17 protein-coding genes are annotated in these 17,534 nt (G+C 68.1%); 12 read left to right on the top strand and 5 right to left on the bottom strand.

What is annotated here, in order from left to right:
* Nucleotides 1-98 precede the first annotated feature (98 nt).
* The 7 genes from leuS (at nucleotide 99) to EHF44_RS08225 (ending at nucleotide 8,145) form a co-directional block, all read left to right on the top strand.
* On the top strand, nucleotides 99-2,720 hold the full coding sequence (gene leuS / locus EHF44_RS08195; protein WP_124683283.1) for a leucine--tRNA ligase: 2,622 nt from the start codon (nucleotides 99-101) through the stop codon (nucleotides 2,718-2,720).
* Between the two features lie 26 nt (nucleotides 2,721-2,746).
* Nucleotides 2,747-3,262 carry an LPS-assembly lipoprotein LptE gene (lptE, locus tag EHF44_RS08200; RefSeq protein WP_124685036.1) on the top strand — a complete coding sequence of 172 codons (516 nt, stop codon included), beginning with the start codon at nucleotides 2,747-2,749 and terminating at the stop codon, nucleotides 3,260-3,262.
* 16 nt (nucleotides 3,263-3,278) lie between these two features.
* The gene (gene holA, locus EHF44_RS08205) at nucleotides 3,279-4,349 is read left to right on the top strand and encodes a DNA polymerase III subunit delta (RefSeq protein WP_124683284.1); all 1,071 of its coding nucleotides are present in this window, start codon (nucleotides 3,279-3,281) and stop codon (nucleotides 4,347-4,349) included.
* Between the two features lie 100 nt (nucleotides 4,350-4,449).
* Complete coding sequence (locus EHF44_RS08210; RefSeq protein WP_124683285.1) at nucleotides 4,450-5,730, top strand: glutamate-5-semialdehyde dehydrogenase; 1,281 nt, start codon at nucleotides 4,450-4,452, stop codon at nucleotides 5,728-5,730.
* Nucleotides 5,731-5,749: 19 nt separating this feature from the next.
* A complete protein-coding gene (locus tag EHF44_RS08215) occupies nucleotides 5,750-6,172 on the top strand; it encodes a CopD family protein (RefSeq protein WP_124683286.1) in 423 nt (140 codons plus the stop codon).
* Between the two features lie 35 nt (nucleotides 6,173-6,207).
* Nucleotides 6,208-6,813 (top strand): 2-hydroxychromene-2-carboxylate isomerase, encoded by a 606-nt coding sequence (locus tag EHF44_RS08220; protein WP_124683287.1) that lies wholly within the window; start codon nucleotides 6,208-6,210, stop codon nucleotides 6,811-6,813.
* Between the two features lie 69 nt (nucleotides 6,814-6,882).
* Nucleotides 6,883-8,145 (top strand): THUMP domain-containing class I SAM-dependent RNA methyltransferase, encoded by a 1,263-nt coding sequence (locus EHF44_RS08225; protein WP_124683288.1) that lies wholly within the window; start codon nucleotides 6,883-6,885, stop codon nucleotides 8,143-8,145.
* A gap of 54 nt (nucleotides 8,146-8,199) precedes the next feature.
* On the opposite strand, the gene EHF44_RS08230 is transcribed toward EHF44_RS08225, so the two are convergent.
* The 4 genes from EHF44_RS08230 to EHF44_RS08245 all read right to left on the bottom strand — a co-directional run bounded on the left by EHF44_RS08230 (nucleotide 8,200) and on the right by EHF44_RS08245 (nucleotide 12,550).
* Nucleotides 8,200-9,249: a response regulator gene (locus EHF44_RS08230; protein WP_124683289.1), complete on the bottom strand. Its 1,050-nt coding sequence runs from the start codon at nucleotides 9,247-9,249 to the stop codon at nucleotides 8,200-8,202.
* A 214-nt stretch (nucleotides 9,250-9,463) separates the two neighbouring features.
* A complete protein-coding gene (locus EHF44_RS08235) occupies nucleotides 9,464-10,936 on the bottom strand; it encodes an NAD(P)(+) transhydrogenase (Re/Si-specific) subunit beta (protein WP_409558969.1) in 1,473 nt (490 codons plus the stop codon).
* Nucleotides 10,936-11,268 (bottom strand): NAD(P) transhydrogenase subunit alpha, encoded by a 333-nt coding sequence (locus tag EHF44_RS08240; RefSeq protein WP_124683291.1) that lies wholly within the window; start codon nucleotides 11,266-11,268, stop codon nucleotides 10,936-10,938. Before EHF44_RS08240 ends, EHF44_RS08235 begins: the two co-directional genes overlap by 1 nt.
* Nucleotides 11,269-11,425: 157 nt before the next feature.
* On the bottom strand, nucleotides 11,426-12,550 hold the full coding sequence (locus EHF44_RS08245; RefSeq protein ID WP_124683292.1) for a Re/Si-specific NAD(P)(+) transhydrogenase subunit alpha: 1,125 nt from the start codon (nucleotides 12,548-12,550) through the stop codon (nucleotides 11,426-11,428).
* Nucleotides 12,551-12,882: 332 nt separating this feature from the next.
* Between EHF44_RS08245 and EHF44_RS08250 the strand changes: the two genes are divergently transcribed.
* The 5 genes from EHF44_RS08250 (at nucleotide 12,883) to mnmA (ending at nucleotide 16,697) form a co-directional block, all read left to right on the top strand.
* Entirely contained in the window at nucleotides 12,883-13,686 is an 804-nt protein-coding gene (locus EHF44_RS08250) for a TorF family putative porin (RefSeq protein ID WP_124683293.1), read from the top strand.
* A 187-nt stretch (nucleotides 13,687-13,873) separates the two neighbouring features.
* Nucleotides 13,874-14,137, top strand: coding sequence for a hypothetical protein (locus tag EHF44_RS08255; RefSeq protein WP_253699999.1), 264 nt, complete (start codon nucleotides 13,874-13,876; stop codon nucleotides 14,135-14,137).
* Nucleotides 14,124-15,032, top strand: coding sequence for a 4-hydroxy-tetrahydrodipicolinate synthase (gene dapA, locus EHF44_RS08260; protein WP_124683295.1), 909 nt, complete (start codon nucleotides 14,124-14,126; stop codon nucleotides 15,030-15,032). Before EHF44_RS08255 ends, dapA begins: the two co-directional genes overlap by 14 nt.
* A gap of 58 nt (nucleotides 15,033-15,090) precedes the next feature.
* On the top strand, nucleotides 15,091-15,621 hold the full coding sequence (locus tag EHF44_RS08265) for an NUDIX hydrolase (RefSeq protein WP_124683296.1): 531 nt from the start codon (nucleotides 15,091-15,093) through the stop codon (nucleotides 15,619-15,621).
* Nucleotides 15,618-16,697 carry a tRNA 2-thiouridine(34) synthase MnmA gene (gene mnmA, locus EHF44_RS08270; RefSeq protein ID WP_124683297.1) on the top strand — a complete coding sequence of 360 codons (1,080 nt, stop codon included), beginning with the start codon at nucleotides 15,618-15,620 and terminating at the stop codon, nucleotides 16,695-16,697. Before EHF44_RS08265 ends, mnmA begins: the two co-directional genes overlap by 4 nt.
* A 55-nt stretch (nucleotides 16,698-16,752) precedes the next feature.
* On the opposite strand, the gene EHF44_RS08275 is transcribed toward mnmA, so the two are convergent.
* A complete protein-coding gene (locus EHF44_RS08275; RefSeq protein ID WP_124683298.1) occupies nucleotides 16,753-17,367 on the bottom strand; it encodes a glutathione S-transferase C-terminal domain-containing protein in 615 nt (204 codons plus the stop codon).
* Nucleotides 17,368-17,534: the final 167 nt, after the last annotated feature.

Genomic DNA, 17,534 nt, shown 5'->3' on the forward strand with positions numbered 1-17,534 from the left:
GCCACGGTTATAATCGCTGCTTTCGCATTCCGATCCCCCCGGCCGCCCGGCGCGCCCGTTGCCGCGCGAGCCCGTTGTCCAGACCCGTCGTCCCGACCATGCAAGACAAATATCTTCCGTCCGCCGTTGAACAAGCCGCCCAGCAGCATTGGCAAGCCATCGATGCCTACCGGGTATCGGAGCACGCGGTCGGACCGGACGGCAAGGAAAAAGCCAAGTTCTACGCCTGCTCGATGCTGCCGTACCCGTCGGGCAAGCTGCACATGGGCCACGTGCGCAACTACACGATCAACGACGTGATGGCGCGCTACCTGCGCATGAACGGCCGCAACGTGCTGATGCCGATGGGCTGGGACGCGTTCGGCATGCCCGCCGAGAACGCCGCGCTGAACAACAAGGTGGCGCCGGCCGCCTGGACCTACGACAACATCGCTTACATGAAGAAGCAGATGCAGTCGATGGGCCTGGCGATCGACTGGTCGCGCGAGGTGGCCACGTGCAGCCCCGACTACTACCGCTGGAACCAGTGGCTGTTCCTGAAGATGCTGGAGCGCGGCATTGCCTACCGCAAGACCGGCACCGTGAACTGGGACCCGGTGGACCAGACCGTGCTGGCCAACGAGCAGGTGATCGACGGCCGCGGCTGGCGATCGGGCGCCGTGGTGGAAAAGCGCGAGATCCCGATGTACTACCTGCGCATCACCGACTACGCGCAGGAACTGCTGGGCGACCTGGACGGCCTGGGCTGGCCCGAGCGCGTCAAGATCATGCAGCAGAACTGGATCGGCCGCAGCGAGGGCGTGCGCTTTGCGTTCCCGCATGACATCCGCGACGCCGCCGGCCAGCCGATCCAGGACGGCAAGCTCTACGTGTTCACCACGCGCGCCGACACGATCATGGGCGTGACGTTCTGCGCCGTGGCCGCCGAGCACCCGCTGGCCACGCACGCCGCCGCCACCAACCCCGAACTGGCCGCCTTCATCGACGAATGCAAGCACGGCTCGGTCATGGAAGCCGACATGGCGACCATGGAGAAGAAAGGCATGCCCACCGGCCTGCAGGTCACGCACCCGCTGACCGGCGAGCAGGTGGACGTCTGGGTGGGCAACTACGTGCTGATGAGCTACGGCGACGGCGCGGTCATGGGCGTGCCGGCGCACGACGAGCGCGACTTCGCGTTTGCCAACAAGTACGGCCTGCCGATCCGCCAGGTCATCGACGTCAAGGGCCAGCCGTATTCGACCGACGCTTGGCAGGAGTGGTACGGCGACAAGGAGCAGGGCGTCTGCATCGACAGCGGCAAGTACGACGGCCTGGCCTACAAGGCGGCGGTGGACGCCATCGCCGCGGACCTGGCCGCCAAGGGCCTGGGCGAGAAGAAGGTGACCTGGCGCCTGCGCGACTGGGGCATCTCGCGCCAGCGCTACTGGGGCACGCCGATCCCGCTGATCCACTGCGACGCCTGCGGCGTGGTGCCGGTGCCCGAGCAGGACCTGCCCGTGGTGCTGCCCGAAGACCTGGTGCCGGACGGCACGGGCAACCCGCTGAACAAGGACGCACGCTTCCTGGAATGCACCTGCCCGTCATGCGGCAAGCCGGCGCGCCGCGAGACCGACACGATGGACACGTTCATCGACTCGTGCTGGTACTACATGCGCTACACGTGCCCGGACGCCGCCACGATGGTCGATGCCCGCAACGACTACTGGATGCCGATGGACCAGTACATCGGCGGGATCGAGCACGCAATCCTGCACCTGCTGTACGCGCGCTTCTGGACCAAGGTCATGCGCGACCTGGGCCTGGTCAAGTTCGACGAGCCGTTCACCAACCTGCTGACGCAGGGCATGGTGCTCAACGAGACGTACTTCCGCGAGGACGCCAGCGGCAAGAAGACCTGGTACAACCCGGCCGAGGTCGACGTGCAGACCGACGAGCGCGGCCGCCCGTCCGGCGCCACGCTGCAGGCCGACGGCCAGCCAGTGGTGATCGGCGGGGTCGAGAAGATGTCGAAGTCCAAGAACAACGGCATCGACCCGCAGGCCCTGATCGACCAGTACGGCGCCGACACCGCGCGCCTGTTCGTGATGTTCGCCGCGCCGCCCGAGCAGCAGCTTGAATGGAGCGGATCGGGCGTGGAAGGCGCGTCGCGCTTCCTGCGCCGCGTGTGGAACTATGGCTACGCCAACGCCGCGGCAATCCGCGACGGCGCGGGCAGCCAGCCGGCCGCCGCCGATGCCGACCTGCGCCGTGAGCTGCATACGGTGCTCAAGCAGGCCAACTACGACTACGAGCGGATCCAGTACAACACCGTCGTGTCGGCCACGATGAAGATGCTGAACGCGCTGGAAGACGCCAAGGGCGCGTCGCCGGCCGCGCGCCGCGAGGGCTTCAGCATCCTGCTGCGCGTGCTGTACCCGGTGGTGCCGCACATCGCCCACGGCCTGTGGGCCGAGCTGGGCTACGCGGCCGAGGCCGGCGACATCCTCGACGCCGCCTGGCCGCAGGTGGACGAGGCCGCGCTGGTGCGCAGCGAGATCGAACTGGTGCTGCAGGTCAACGGCAAGGTCCGGGGCAGCCTGACGGTGCCGGCCGATGCCGACCGCGCCGCCATCGAGGCCGCGGCCGCCGGCAGCGACATCGTGGCGAAGTTTGCCAACGGCGGCGCGCCCAAGAAGATCGTGGTCGTGCCGGGCCGGCTCGTCAACGTGGTGCTCTGAGACCCCTTAACCAGGAAGACATGGCAATGGATCGACCGGACATGGGACGCCGCGGATTTCTCGCCCTCGGTGCGGCGACGGTGGCGGCCGGCCTGCTGGCCGGTTGCGGCTTTCACATGCGCGGCAGCGCGGACTTCGCGTTCAAGAAGCTTTACATCGGGCTGCCGGCCAATTCGCTGATGGGCGCGGACCTGCGCCGCAACATCCGCAACGGCTCCGACACGCTGATCGTCGAGGACCAGGCGCAGGCCGACGCGCTGCTGGACGTGCTGCAGGACGCGCAGTACCGCTCGATCCTGTCGATCACGGCCCAGGGCGTGGTGCGCGAATACCGGCTGACGCAGCGCTTCACCTTCAGGCTGCGCGACGCGGCCGGCAAGGAACTGATCGCGCCGTCCACGCTGCTGCTGACGCGCGACCTGACCTACAACGAAGCCAACACGCTGGCCAAGACGTACGAAGAGCAGCAGCTCTACCGCGACATGCAGAAGGACATCGTGCAGCAACTGATGCGCCGGCTGGCCGCGGTCAAGACGATCTGAGGCGGCCAGGGCCGGGATGCAGCTCAAGCTCGACGGACTCGAAGGCCACCTGAAGCAGGCCCAGGCCAGGGGCCTGGCGCCGCTCTACGTGGTGCATGGCGACGAGCACCTGCTGGTGCTGGAGGCGGTGGACCGCCTGCGCCGCGCCGCGCGCGAGGCCGGCTACACCGAGCGCGAGGTGCTGGTGGCCGAACGCGGGTTCCACTGGAGCCAGCTCACCGAGGCCCAGCAGTCGATGTCGCTGTTCGGCGACCGCAAGATCGTGGAACTGCGCGTGCCGTCGGGCAAGCCCGGCAAGGACGGCGGCGAGGCGCTGCGGGCCGTGGCGGCCCAGCCGTCGCCCGACGTGGTGATGCTGGTGACGCTGCCGCGGCTGGACTTCGCCGCGTCCAAGTCGGCCTGGTTCCAGGCGCTGGAATCGGCCGGCGTGTCGATCAAGGTCGACGCGGTGGACCGCACGCGGCTGCCGGCGTGGGTGGGCGACCGGCTGGCGCTGCAGCAGCAGCGGGTGGAGCCGGGCGAGGCCGGCCGGCGTGCGCTGCAGTTCATCGCCGACAAGGTGGAAGGCAACCTGCTGGCCGCGCACCAGGAAATCCAGAAACTCGGCCTGTTGTACCCGCCGGGCGTGCTGACCTTCGATGCAGTGCACGACGCGGTGCTGAACGTGGCCCGCTACGACGTCTTCAAGCTGTCCGAGGCCATGCTGGGCGGCGACGTGCCGCGCCTGACCCGGATGCTCGAAGGGCTGCGCGGCGAGGGCGAGGCCACGGTGCTGGTGCTGTGGGCGCTGACCGAGGAAATTCGCGTATTATCCAAGGTCCGGCAAGGGCTGGCGGCCGGCAAGCCGGCGGGCGTGCTGATGCGCGAGCTGCGCGTCTGGGGCCCGCGCGAACGGCTGGTGCCGCAGGCCGCGCAGCGGCTGTCGATGCCGCAGCTGGAGGCCGCGCTGGCCATGGCCGCGCGGCTGGACCGGCAGGTCAAGGGCTTGTCGGACCTGCCAGGCGCGGGTGGCGCGGCGGGCAGCCTGCCGGCCGAACCATGGGACGGGCTGCTGCAACTGGCGCTGCGGATCGCGCGGCCAGCCTGACGCGCCGGCCACGCCAGCCAAAACGAACACAGCCGGCAGCCGCGCCGGCGCCTCGACATCGCGGCACCCACAGCAGACCGGGCACGGCCCGGACACCATCATGACCGAGTTCGATCTCCACGCTTACATGTCCCGCGTCGGCCAGCAGGCCCGCGCGGCGTCGCGCGCCATGGCGCGGGCCTCCACGGCCGACAAGAACCGCGCGCTGTTGACGATTGCCGCCGCCATCCGCCGCGACGCCGGCAAGCTCAAGGCCATCAACGCGCGCGACGTGGAGCGCGCCCGCGCCAACGGCCAGGACGCCGCGTTCGTGGACCGCCTGACGCTGTCCGACAAGGCGATCGACACGATGGCCGCCGGGCTGGAGCAGATTGCCGCGCTGCCGGACCCGATCGGCGAGATCAGCAACATGAAGTTTCGCCCCACCGGCATCCAGGTGGGCCAGATGCGCGTGCCGCTGGGCGTGATCGGCATCATCTACGAGTCGCGCCCGAACGTGACGATCGACGCCGCGGCGCTGTGCCTGAAGTCGGGCAACGCCACGATCCTGCGCGGCGGGTCCGAAGCCATCGAATCGAACACGGCGCTGGCCGCGCTGGTGGCCGAGGGGCTGGCCAGCGCCGGGCTGCCGGCCGAGGCCGTGCAGGTCATCGAGACCACCGACCGCGCCGCCGTGGGCCGGCTGATCACGATGACCGAGTACGTGGACGTGATCGTGCCGCGCGGCGGCAAGAGCCTGATCGCGCGCCTGATCGAGGAAGGCCGCGTGCCGATGATCAAGCACCTGGACGGCATCTGCCACGTCTACGTCGACGACGATGCCGACGTGGAAAAGGCCGTGCGCGTCTGCGACAACGCCAAGACCCAGCGCTACGCGCCGTGCAACACGATGGAGACGCTGCTGGTGTCGCGCCGGATCGCCCCGGCCGTGCTGCCGCCGCTGTGCCGCATCTACCAGGACAAGGGCGTGGAACTGCACGTCTGCACCGACACCCGCGCCACGCTGGAGGCGGCCGGGTTCACGAACCTGGTGGACGCCACCGAGCAGGACTGGCACACCGAATACCTGGCGCCGGTGCTGGCCATCCGCACCGTGGACGGCTTGGACGCCGCCATCGCCCACATCAACACCTACGGCTCGGCCCACACCGACTCGATCATCACCGAGAACTACAGCACCGGCATGCGCTTCCTGCGCGAGGTGGATTCGGCCAGCGTGATGATCAACGCGTCCACGCGCTTTGCCGACGGCTTCGAGTACGGCCTGGGCGCCGAGATCGGCATTTCGAACGACAAACTGCACGCCCGCGGCCCGGTGGGGCTGGAAGGGCTGACGTCGCTGAAGTACGTGGTCTTCGGCCACGGCGAAGTGCGCACCTGATCAACGGCGGGGAACGTAGATGCTCTGGGTCAAAACCTTCCATATCCTGTTCGTCGTGTCGTGGTTCGCGGGGCTGTTCTACCTGCCGCGCATCTTCGTCAACCTGGCGATGGAGACCGAGCCGGCCGCCGTGCAGCGGCTGCTGCTGATGGCGCGCAAGCTGTTCCGCTTCATGACCATGCTGGCCGTGCCGGCGGTGGTGTTCGGGCTGTGGCTCTACCTGGGCTACGGCATCGGGCGCGGCACGGGGCAGGGCTGGATGCATGCCAAGCTGGCGCTGGTGCTGGTGCTGATCGGCTATCACCACGGCTGCGGCGTGCTGCTGCGCAAGTTCGAGCGTGGCGCCAATGCCCGGTCGCACACGTTCTACCGCTGGTTCAACGAGCTGCCGGTGCTGGTGTTGCTGGCCATCGTGATTCTGGTTGTCGTAAAGCCGTTCTAATCTGTCGGATCCCAACTGTTTTCGATGAGGTCGTGATGAGCAAGCAGGTCGAGTATTTCCTGGCGCCCCAGTCACCGTTCGTCTACCTGGGCCACGCCCGCTTCATGGAGATCGCCAACCGCCACCAGGCGCAGGTGCTGCTGAAGCCGGCGGACCTGGGCCGCGTGTTCTCGGTGTCCGGCGGGCTGCCGCTGGCCCAGCGTCCGCCGCAGCGCCAGGCGTACCGGCTGGTGGAACTGGAGCGCTGGAGCCGGTTCCTGGACATCCCGCTGAACCTGCATCCGACGTTCTTCCCGGTGTCCGGCGATGCCGCCGCCCGGCTGATCATCGCGGCACAGCTGGCCCATGGCACGGCGCGCGCGCTGGCGCTGACCGGCGCCATCACGCGCGCGGTCTGGGCCGAGCAGCGCAACATCGCCGACGCGGCCACGCTGGCGCAGATCGCCGACGAGAACGGGCTGGACGGCGCCGGCCTGCTGAAGGCCAGCGAGGCGCAGGCCGTGCAGGCGGCCTACGCCCAGAATACCCAGGATGCGATCTCGGCCAACGTGTTCGGCGCGCCGTGGTTCATCCATGACGGCCAGCCGTACTGGGGCCAGGACCGGCTCGATTTCCTGGACCGCGCGCTCGCGGCAGGCTGATCGGCAACCCGGACCCACGCTTGACCCGTCCGCCGTCGCGGACGTTTTTGTTTTCAGGAATCCCTCGCCATGACCCAAGCCTTCTTTGCTCCCTGCCCGCGTGGCCTCGAATCGGCACTGGCCGAGGAGCTGCGCGAGATCGCGCAGTATCCGGCCGTGGCGGCCGCGGCACCGTTCGAGGTGCACCGCGAGTTGCCGGGCGGCGTGAGCTTCTCGGGCGGCATGTCGGCCGCCTATGCGGTCAACCTGCATTCGCGCATCGCCAGCCGCGTGCTGCTGCGCGTGGCGCAGCGCGGCTACCGGCACGAGGACGACATCTACACGCTGGCGCGGCAGCAGCGCTGGGAGCAGTGGTTCTCGCCCGACGAGAGCCTGCGGATCGATATCACGTCGCACAAGTCGCCGCTGCGCAGCCTGAACTTCACGGCGCTGCGGGTCAAGGACGGCGTCTGCGACGCAATGCGCGAGCGGCTGGGCGCGCGGCCCAGCGTCGACACGGTCAGCCCCGACGTCCGCATCTACGCGCACCTGAGCGAGACCGACTGCACGCTCTACCTGGACACCACCGGCGAGCCGCTGTTCAAGCGCGGCTGGCGCATGGAGAAGGGCGAGGCGCCGCTCAAGGAAAACCTGGCGGCGGGCATCCTGCGGCTGGCTGGCTGGACGCCGGGCAACACCAGCCGGCCGTTCTTCGACCCGATGTGCGGCAGCGGCACGTTCCTGGTGGAAGCGGCGCAGGTGGCGCTGGGCATCGCGCCGGGCGTAGGTCGCACGTTCGCGTTCGAATGGCTCAAGGGCGCCGACACGAAGGCCTGGCAGGCGCTGCGCGCCGACGCCCAGCGCGCCCGCGAGGCGGCCGCAAGCCGTAGCGCCACGCTGCAGATCGCCGGTTCGGACATCTCGACGGACATGCTGTCGATGGCCGATGCCAACTGGCAGCGTGCCGGGCTGCCGGGCGACGCGCAGCTCAAGCAGGTGGACGCACGCTTCGTGCAGCCACCGTTTGCCGAGGCTGGCCTGCTGATGATGAATCCGCCCTACGGCGAGCGGATCGCGGTGCGCGGCAGCCGCCGCGACGCGCCGATGGACGCTCCGCGCGACGAAGCCGAGGAGGCCGCCGCCAACCAGTTCGCCAGCGCGTTTGCCACGACGCTGAAGCAGCATTTTGCCGGCTGGCAGGCCTGGGTGTTCACGGGCGACCTGGGCTTTCCCAAGCGCCTGCGCCTCAAGGAATCGCGCCGCACGCCGCTGTTCAACGGCAATATCGAATGCCGGCTGTTCCGGTTCGACATGGTGCGCGGGGGCAATCGGGAGGCAGGCAGGAAGGAGTAAAGGCCGGCGAGAGGCCCAAAGCTCCGAAGCTCCGAAGCTCCAAAGCTCCGAAGCTCAAGCCAGCTTGTTCCGTCCCGTCATGGCATCGGCGTTGCGCGAGAATTCCGACAGGAAGCTCTGCAGGCTGACCACCGGCTCCTGCAGCATGTGGCGCGGCAGGTCGAACAGCGCGTAGAAGTATTCCTCGTTGCCCTCGCAGCGTTCGGCGGGCAGGCAGTACTGTTCCCAGTCGACGCAGGCCGGCGTGTACATGCCGTTGCCGGGCCAGAAGAACGGCACGATGCGGCCCTCGCGCAGCCCCTCGATCAGCGCGGCCGGGGCCTCGTAGGCTTCGGCCGATTCCACCTGGCTCATCAGCCCGGCGCGGGTCTCGATGACCATCAGCGTGGCGTGGCCCTGCGCGGTCAGCAGCAGCATGCCCACCGGGTTGGGGAACAGGTAGAACTCGACAAAGCCGTAGCGCGCCGCCGTCTGGCGCACGCGGTCGGCCATGACCGGGTCCGACAGGAACGCGTACGAATGGCGGGTCAGCAGGTCGCGCAGCGTGCGCGAGATGGCCGCGAAGTACTGCTGCTGCAGCGCGTCGATCTCGTCGTTCAGGCGCGCCACCATGTTGGGGTCGTGCTTCTTCACGTAGCGGTCGATCAGCCCGTGGTTGAAGCCCTGCACGGCGATGTTCTCGTCGGCCGTGCCGGTCAGCAGGATGGTCTTGCACGGCAGGTCTTCCAGCGCCTGGCAGAACTCCAGGCCGTCCATCTGCGGCATCGAGTAATCCACCACGATCACGCCCGGCTGCAGAAAGCGGTGGACGTCATGGATCTGGCGGTGGATGCGGTCGACGTCCAGCTGCACCGTGCGGCGCTCGGACAGGAAGGTCAGGTCGTCGTGCGTCACGCGCACGGGCAGGAAGGCGGGGTGCCGCGTGGCATAGGCATCGCGAATCCACGCCAGCGCGTCGCGCGGATCGGTGAAGCTGACCACCGCGCGCGATGCATCCATCTGGAAAGCCAGGCTGTCGATAAACGATTTGCTATCGTCCACCAGCACCGTCAGGACGGGGTGATGGAAAACCGACAGGTTCCGGTCATGCGCGGGGAAGGTCATGGTGCGATCGAATCTGGCCGCTGCCGCAGGGGAAAAAGAACGGGGCAAGCCAGTATAGCGCCTGAGCCTGCGCGCGCAACCCGACGGCCAAAAAGGACGCGGCCAGCGTTGGTTGCTGGCCGCAGTCGTTCGATTTCGTTGATGACAGGTCTGCGCGTTGCTTTATTCACGCGGCCAGAATGGCACCGTGACGGTCGCGAAGATTAACGGCAGATTAGTCGACGGCCTTGAACATGTCTTCCACCACCTTCTTGGCGTCGCCGAACACCATCATGGTCTTGTCCATGTAGAACAGCTCGTTGTCCAGGCCCGCGTAGCCGGCCGCCATCGAGCGCTTGTTCACGATGATGGTCTTGGCCTTGTACGCTTCCAGGATCGGCATGCCGGCGATGGGCGATTTCGGATCGGTCTTGGCGGCCGGGTTGACCACGTCGTTGGCGCCCAGCACCAGCACTACGTCGGCCTGCCCGAATTCGCTGTTGATGTCCTCCATCTCGAAGACCTGGTCGTACGGCACCTCGGCCTCGGCCAGCAGCACGTTCATGTGCCCCGGCATGCGGCCCGCCACGGGGTGGATCGCGTACTTCACGGTCACGCCGTGCTCGGTGAGCTTCTCCGTCAACTCCTTCAGCGCATGCTGCGCGCGGGCCACGGCCAGGCCGTAGCCGGGCACGATGATGACCGTCTCGGCGTTGCTCATCACGAACGCGGCGTCGTCGGCGGAGCCGGACTTCACGTTGCGCTGCGCTTGCTCTCCGGCGGCCGCGCCGGCCGAGGCGTCGGCGCCAAAGCCGCCCAGGATCACGTTGAAGAACGACCGGTTCATCGCCTTGCACATGATGTACGACAGGATGGCACCCGACGACCCCACCAGCGAGCCGGCGATGATCAGCATGGGATTGTTCAGCGAGAAGCCGATGCCCGCCGCCGCCCAGCCCGAGTACGAGTTCAGCATCGACACCACCACGGGCATGTCGGCGCCGCCGATCGGGATGATGATCAGCACGCCCAGCACGAACGCGATGGCCAGCATGATCAGGAACGGCAGCCACGCCTGCGACAGGAAGAAGATGATGCCGAAGCCGATCATGGCGATGGCCAGCAGCAGGTTCAGCCAGTGCTGGCCGGCAAACACCACCGGGGCGCCCTGGAACAGCCGGAACTTGTAGCGGCCGGACAGCTTGCCGAACGCGATGACCGAGCCGGAGAACGTGATGGCCCCGACAAAGCACCCGATGAACAGTTCGATGCGGTTGCCCACCGGAATCGCGTGCGACCCGGCCGGCGTGATGCCAAACGCCGCCGGCTCCGCCACGGCCGCCACGGCGATGAACACCGCCGCCAGGCCGATCAGCGAGTGCATGGCCGCCACCAGCTCGGGCATCTTGGTCATCTCGACCTTGCGCGCCACGTAGGCGCCAATGCCGCCGCCCACCACCAGCGCGCCGAAGATCAGCGCCAGCCCGGTGCCGACCGACGACTGCGCCGCGCCCACCGCCAGGAACTCGTTCTTGAGCTTGACGATCAGCACCAGCGTGGTCACCACGGCCACCGCCATGCCGATCATGCCGAACGCATTGCCCTTGCGGGCCGATGCCGGGTGCGACAGGCCCTTGAGCGCCTGGATGAAGCAGACCGACGCCACCAGGTACAGCAGCGTCACGAGGTTCATGCTGATGGCTTCCATCACGCACCCTCCCTGGCGGCTTCAGCGCCGGCCTTGGCGCGCGGCTCCTTCTTCTTGAACATCTCCAGCATGCGCTGGGTCACCAGGAAGCCCCCGAACACGTTCACCGCGGCCAGCGCCACGGCCAGCGTGCCCATCACGCGGCCCACGCCGCCTTCGGTCAGGCCGGCCGCCAGCATGGCGCCGACGATGATGATGGCCGAGATCGCATTGGTCACGGCCATCAGCGGGGTGTGCAGCGCGGGCGTGACCGTCCACACCACGTGGTACCCCACGTAGATTGCCAGCACGAAGATGATCAGGTTGATCACCGTGTGGTTCACCATCTCCATCGACTTCTCCTCCGTTGCTTTTGAATACTTGCGCTGCGGTGCGCCCGGCTGTCCAGGGAACTGCAAGTTTCAGCACTGCGGGATCGGGCACGCCGGGATGCGGCCGCCGTGGCGCGGCCGGCTCGGGCCGCGTCACGGACACTGTTGGGGCGGGATGTCAGGCGGCCTGCTGCCTGACGACCTGGCCGTCCTTGCACATCAGGCAGGCGGCGACGATGTCGTCTTCCAGGTTCAGCGTGTAGCGGCCGTCCTTGTCGACAATCAGCTTCAGGAAGTCCAGCACGTTGCGCGCGTAGAGTGCCGACGCATCGGCGGCCACCATGCTGGCCAGATTGGTGTGACCGATCAGCGTCACGCCATGGCGTTCCACCACCTCGTCGGCCACGGTCAGCGGGCAGTTGCCGCCCTGCGCGGCGGCCAGGTCCACCACGACCGAGCCGGGTTTCATCTGCTTGACGGTGTCCTCGGCCAGCAGCACGGGGGCCCGGCGGCCAGGGATCAGCGCGGTGGTGATGACGATGTCGGCCTGGATGGCGCGCTGGTGCACGAGTTCGGCCTGGCGGCGCATCCAGTCGGGCGGCATCGGGCGGGCGTAGCCACCCACGCCCTGGGCAATCTCGCGCTCCTCGTCGGTCACGAAAGGCACGTCCAGGAACTTGGCGCCCAGCGATTCGATCTGCTCCTTCACGGCCGGACGCACGTCTGACGCCTCGATCACGGCGCCCAGCCGCTTGGCCGTGGCGATGGCCTGCAGCCCGGCCACGCCGGCGCCCAGGATCAGCACGCGCGCCGCCTTGACGGTGCCCGCGGCGGTCATCAGCATGGGCATGAAGCGCTGGTAATGGTGGGCGGCCACCAGCACGGCCTTGTAGCCGGCGATGTTGGCCTGCGACGACAGCACGTCCATGCTCTGCGCGCGCGTGGTGCGCGGCGCGGCTTCCAGCGCGAACGCGGTGATCGCGGCGCTGGCCATGCGGGCGTTGTTCTCGATATCGAACGGGTTGAGCATGCCCACCAGCACCGCGCCGGGCCTGAACTGGGCGCGTTCGGCGTCGTCGGGGGCGCGGACCTTGAGGACGAGTTCGGCACCCAGCGCGTCGGCCGGGCCGCCGATACGGGCGCCGGCCGCCTCGAATGCCGCATCGGGAATGCTGGCGCGTACCCCTGCGCCCGCCTGCACCGTAACCTGATGGCCCTGGGCGACATACTTCTTGACGGTCTCCGGGGTGGCGGCGACACGCGTCTCACCTGCCCGCGTCTCGAGCGGGATACCGATATGCATCGTCAATTTCTCCTGTCTGGCGTCGTTCGTAATCGTGGTCGGGCCAACGTCCTCGCCCGTTGGTGCAATGCAAAAGACTGCACCAATTTTTGCGCAGCTTACCCGAAACTTACGTTCGATGGTGACCGGGCGGTCAGTGTTTTGTGCGGGGGGCGCGACTTATTTTTGCGGCTCATGAAATGGCGCTTTTGATGCACATCGAATTGACGCCGCCAGTCGTCTTTATCGGAAGGCTTCAGCGAGGCCGCCAATCTTGATGCCGATTTGACGGCCGGCTGCGTATCGTGGCGCCAACGTCTCATTCGAGGCGTCCTTATCCACGATTCCCACTCATGATCGCAACCCGCCTGATGACCTCGGCGCCGGCCACGCTGGCCGCCGCCATCCTGCTTGCCGCACCGGTTTCCCAAGCCTTCGCCCAGCAGGCGCCCGCCGATGCGGCCGACGCCGCCGCGCCCGCGTCGCCGCACAGCTTCACCGCCAACGTGTCCGTGGTATCCGACTACCGCTACCGCGGCATCAGCCAGACCAACCTGCGGCCGGCCGTGCAGGGCGGCTTCGACTACGCCCATGCCAGTGGCTTTTATCTGGGCAACTGGAATTCCAGCATCAGCTGGCTGGGCGATGCCGACGCATCGGTCTCGGCGCCGGTCGAGATGGACTTCTACGGCGGCTTCCGCAACGCGGCCCGGCTCGGCGGGCAGGACATCAGCTACGACGTCGGCGTGCTGGAGTACTACTACCCGGGCGGCTACACGGCCACGCGCCCGTACACGACCGAAATCTATGCCGGCGTGGGCTGGGGCCCGCTGTCGCTGAAGTACTCGCACGCGCTGACCAACCTGTTCGGGTTTGCCGACAGCCGCAACAGCTACTACGTCGACCTGACCGCCAACGTGCCGCTGAACGTCTGGGGCCTGACGCTGAACGCCCACGTCGGCTACCAGGGCGTGCGGCACTTTGGCGATGCGTCCTACACCGACTGGAAGATCGGCGTGACAAAGGACCTGGGCAACGGGTTCGCGCTGGCCGTGGCCTATCTCGACACCAATGCCAGCCGCACTGCGTACACCAACACGCGCGGACGCTACCTGGGCAAGGCCACCGCGTTTGCGTCGATCACCAAGACGTTCTGACCCGCGCCGGCTGGCCATTTTGATGCGTTGTTGATGCCCGCCGGCACAAACGCTGCATCAAATTGACGCCGGTCTCCCTAGCATGAACCCATCTCCAACAGACGACCCGCCCCGCGCGGGTCCGCGCTTCATGCGACAGTCATCGAGTCTCGCCGTGGCGTTTGCCTCGGTCCCGCGGCGCCGCGCCGTGCCCCAGGAGGCATGGATCCGCCTGCGCCTGGCCGTGTCTTCCGCGCAGGTGTTCGCGCTGCGCCAGACGCTGCATCGGGCCATCGGGGGCATGGCGCGCATCTACGTGGTCGAGGTCGACCATCGCCACGGCGAGACCACGCTGCATGTGGAGGTGGAACGCGCCGAGCGCGACGCCGCCATGCACGCGATCATGCAGGCGCTGCCGGCGGCCCAGTTCGGCGTGGCGTCGATCCTCGGGGACGACCATGGCACGCACTGACGCCCGGCGCGGCGCCATCGCGGACGGGCTCTGGCTGCCGATGGTGACCCCGCTGCGCGACGACCAGATCGACCTCGACGCCGCGCAGCGGCTGGCGGCCCACTACGCCGCCGCCGGCGTGGACGGCCTGATCGTGCTCGGCACGACGGGCGAGGGCGGCCTGCTGACCGATGCCGAGCGCTTCATGCTGGCCGCCGCCGTGTGCGAGGCAGCCGGGGGCCGGCTGCCGGTGATGGCCGGCGTCGGCGGCGTGGCCACGCACGCGGTGTGCGAGCAGGTACGCCGCCTGGACCGCCTGCCGCTGGCCGGATTTCTGGTGCCGCCGCCGTACTACCTGCGCGTGTCCGACGAAGGCATCGCCTGGCACCTGCGCAGCGTGGCCGCGCGCACCGGCAAGCCGCTGATGCTCTACAACGTGCCGCGCCGCACCGGCTGCACGATCTCGCCCGATCTGGCGTGGCGGCTGGCCGCCCACCCCCAGATCGTCGCGATCAAGGAGTGCGAGCCGTCGGGCCTGCGCACGCTGGCGCTGCAGGACCGCATCGACGTGTTCTGTGGCGACGACGCGTCGATGCTCGACCACCTGCTGCGGGGTGGGCAGGGCATCGTGCCGGCGGCGGCCCATGTGCGGCCGGACCTGTTCGTGCGCCTGCTGCACGATGCGCGCGGCGGGCGCGAGGCGGCGGCCCGCGCGCTGTTCGAGCAGTTGTCGCCGCTGATCGCGCTGATGTTTGCCGAGCCCAATCCCGCGCCGGTCAAGGCCGCGCTGCAGCGCATTGGCCTGACCACGGCCGAGGTGCGCCGGCCGCTGATGCCGGCGTCGCAGGCCCTGGCCGCCCAGATCGACGCGGTACTGGCCCAGTTGCCGCCAATGGTCGACGCCGCGGCCGCCTGAGCCCGTCCGGCCATGCACGTTCCGACGGCAACCGGTAGAATGCCGGATTGCTTAAAAAATGTGCATCATGTCACGTGAATGGAATGCCAGCGTCACGGTTGCGGCCGTGATCGAACGGGGCGGCCGCTTCCTGCTGGTGGAAGAAGAAACGGCGGACGGCCTGCGCTTCAACCAGCCGGCCGGCCACCTGGAACCGGGCGAGAGCCTGGTGCGCGCCGTGATCCGCGAAACGCTCGAAGAGACGGCCCACACGTTCGAGCCGCGCGCGCTGATCGGCTGCTACATGAGCCGGGGCCGCTCGTCGCGCGACGGCGGCGACACCACCTACATCCGCTTTGCCTTCACGGGCGACCTGGGCGCGCTCGACGCCGGCCGGCAACTCGATACCGGCATCGTCCGCACGGTCTGGATGACCGCCGAGGAAATCCGCGCGTGCGCCAGCCAGCACCGCTCGCCGCTGGTGATGGTCGTGGTCGACGACTACCTGGCCGGCAAGCGCTTTGCGCTCGATGTGCTGCATGCGCATCCCACGGCCATCGCCACCCCGGCCGCCACGGCCACGGGCGCGGCGCCGGAGGTGGCATCGTGAGCGGCAAGCGGGTAGTGGTGGGCATGTCGGGCGGCGTCGATTCGTCGGTCACGGCATGGCTGCTCAAGCAGCAGGGCTACGAGGTCATCGGCCTGTTCATGAAGAACTGGGAGGATGACGACGACAGCGAGTACTGCTCCACGCGGCAGGACTGGCTGGACGTGGCGTCCGTGGCCGACGTGATCGGCGTGGACGTGGAGGCCGTGAACTTTGCCGCCGAATACAAGGACCGCGTGTTCGCCGATTTCCTGCGCGAGTACTCGGCCGGCCGCACACCGAACCCCGACGTGCTGTGCAACGCCGAGATCAAGTTCAAGGCATTCCTGGACCACGCGATGTCGCTGGGCGCCGACCTGATCGCCACGGGCCACTACGCGCGCGTGCGCCAGGCCGCCAGCGGCAGGTTCGAGCTGCTGAAGGCGTTCGACCACACCAAGGACCAGAGCTACTTCCTGCACCGGCTGAACCAGGCGCAGTTGTCGCGCACCATGTTCCCGCTGGGCGAGATGCCGAAGACCCGCGTGCGCGAGATTGCCGCCGAGATCGGCCTGCCGAACGCGCGCAAGAAGGATTCGACCGGCATCTGCTTCATCGGCGAACGGCCGTTCCGGGACTTCCTGAACCGCTACCTGCCGACCAGACCGGGCCCGATGCTGACCGACGAAGGCAAGGTCGTCGGCGAACACATCGGCCTGGCGTTCTACACGCTGGGCCAGCGCAAGGGCATCGGCCTGGGCGGCAGCCGGGATGGCAACGGCGATGCGTGGTACGTGGCGCGCAAGGACATGGCGGCCAACACGCTGTACGTGGTGCAGGGGCACGACCATCCGTGGCTGCTCCAGCCGGAGCTGGATGCCGCGGACCTGTCCTGGGTGGCCGGCGAGCCGCCCGCCGCCGGCGCGACGATGGCCGCCAAGACCCGCTATCGCCAGAGCGATGCGGCGTGCACGGTGGTGAAGGCGGAGGGCGATGCGCTGCGGCTGTCGTTCCCCGAGGCGCAATGGGCCGTGACGCCCGGGCAGTCGGCCGTGCTGTACGACGGCGAGGTATGCCTGGGCGGGGGCATCATCCAGTAGCTGCGATGGAAAAAAGGGGCCAGACGGCCCCTTTTCTCATGGTGCGGCGGGGCGGTCAGCCCTGCGGCGGCGCGGTGTCGATGAACGACTGGCGCTTTTCGATCTTGTCCTGGAACGCGACAAGGTTCTCGTACTGGTCGCGCCAGGCGATGTCCGGGAAACGGAAATCGAGGTAGGCCAGCGCGCAGCCCACGGCCACGTCGGCCAGCGTGTAGTGGATGCCGGTGCACCACGGCTTGTCGGCCAGGCCCTTCGACATGGCGGCCAGGGCGGCGTCGATCTTGCCGCGCTGGCGGGCCACCCAGCTTTCGCTGCGTTCGGACGGCTCGCGCTGCGTGACTTCCAGCCGCACCAGCAGCGCGGCGTCCAGCAGGCCGTCGGCCAGCGCTTCCCAGCAGCGCACTTCCAGGCGTTCACGGCCGCCCTGCGGGATCAGGCGGCTGACGGGCGACAGGGTATCGGCGTATTCCGCGATCACGCGGGAATCGAAGACCGCGCCGCCGTCTTCCATGATCAGGCACGGGACCTTGCCGAGCGGATTGAACTGACCGATGGTGGTGTCGGGCGACCAGACGTTTTCCTCGATCATCTGGTAGTCGATCTTCTTCTCGGCCAGCACCACACGCACCTTGCGCGCGTACGGGCTGGTGTGGGACGCATACAGCTTCATGTTCTCCCCTTGAGCTTGTTATGAAGTGCATCGGCGCTCGTGGCACGGTGGCGCTGGCAGGCGCGTCGGCGTGCCCGATGGACTTCATAACAGGCTAACGGATGAGCGAGCGCGAGTATACATGCGGAGTGCCGGGATTGCGGCGCCAATGCGGGCTTGCGCACGCT

Source organism: Cupriavidus pauculus, from assembly GCF_003854935.1.
In the GTDB taxonomy this organism is placed as follows: Bacteria; Pseudomonadota; Gammaproteobacteria; order Burkholderiales; family Burkholderiaceae; genus Cupriavidus; species Cupriavidus pauculus_C.

What these genes read in the sequence shown, in the direction of transcription:
- leuS (WP_124683283.1), top strand. Translation starts at nt 99, where the DNA reads ATGCAAGACAAATATCTTCCGTCCGCCGTTGAACAAGCCGCCCAGCAG.
- lptE (WP_124685036.1), top strand. Translation starts at nt 2,747, where the DNA reads ATGGATCGACCGGACATGGGACGCCGCGGATTTCTCGCCCTCGGTGCG.
- holA (WP_124683284.1), top strand. Translation starts at nt 3,279, where the DNA reads ATGCAGCTCAAGCTCGACGGACTCGAAGGCCACCTGAAGCAGGCCCAG.
- EHF44_RS08210 (WP_124683285.1), top strand. Translation starts at nt 4,450, where the DNA reads ATGACCGAGTTCGATCTCCACGCTTACATGTCCCGCGTCGGCCAGCAG.
- EHF44_RS08215 (WP_124683286.1), top strand. Translation starts at nt 5,750, where the DNA reads ATGCTCTGGGTCAAAACCTTCCATATCCTGTTCGTCGTGTCGTGGTTC.
- EHF44_RS08220 (WP_124683287.1), top strand. Translation starts at nt 6,208, where the DNA reads ATGAGCAAGCAGGTCGAGTATTTCCTGGCGCCCCAGTCACCGTTCGTC.
- EHF44_RS08225 (WP_124683288.1), top strand. Translation starts at nt 6,883, where the DNA reads ATGACCCAAGCCTTCTTTGCTCCCTGCCCGCGTGGCCTCGAATCGGCA.
- EHF44_RS08230 (WP_124683289.1), bottom strand. Translation starts at nt 9,249, where the DNA reads ATGACCTTCCCCGCGCATGACCGGAACCTGTCGGTTTTCCATCACCCC.
- EHF44_RS08235 (WP_409558969.1), bottom strand. Translation starts at nt 10,936, where the DNA reads ATGGAAGCCATCAGCATGAACCTCGTGACGCTGCTGTACCTGGTGGCG.
- EHF44_RS08240 (WP_124683291.1), bottom strand. Translation starts at nt 11,268, where the DNA reads ATGGAGATGGTGAACCACACGGTGATCAACCTGATCATCTTCGTGCTG.
- EHF44_RS08245 (WP_124683292.1), bottom strand. Translation starts at nt 12,550, where the DNA reads ATGCATATCGGTATCCCGCTCGAGACGCGGGCAGGTGAGACGCGTGTC.
- EHF44_RS08250 (WP_124683293.1), top strand. Translation starts at nt 12,883, where the DNA reads ATGATCGCAACCCGCCTGATGACCTCGGCGCCGGCCACGCTGGCCGCC.
- dapA (WP_124683295.1), top strand. Translation starts at nt 14,124, where the DNA reads ATGGCACGCACTGACGCCCGGCGCGGCGCCATCGCGGACGGGCTCTGG.
- EHF44_RS08265 (WP_124683296.1), top strand. Translation starts at nt 15,091, where the DNA reads ATGTGCATCATGTCACGTGAATGGAATGCCAGCGTCACGGTTGCGGCC.
- EHF44_RS08275 (WP_124683298.1), bottom strand. Translation starts at nt 17,367, where the DNA reads ATGAAGCTGTATGCGTCCCACACCAGCCCGTACGCGCGCAAGGTGCGT.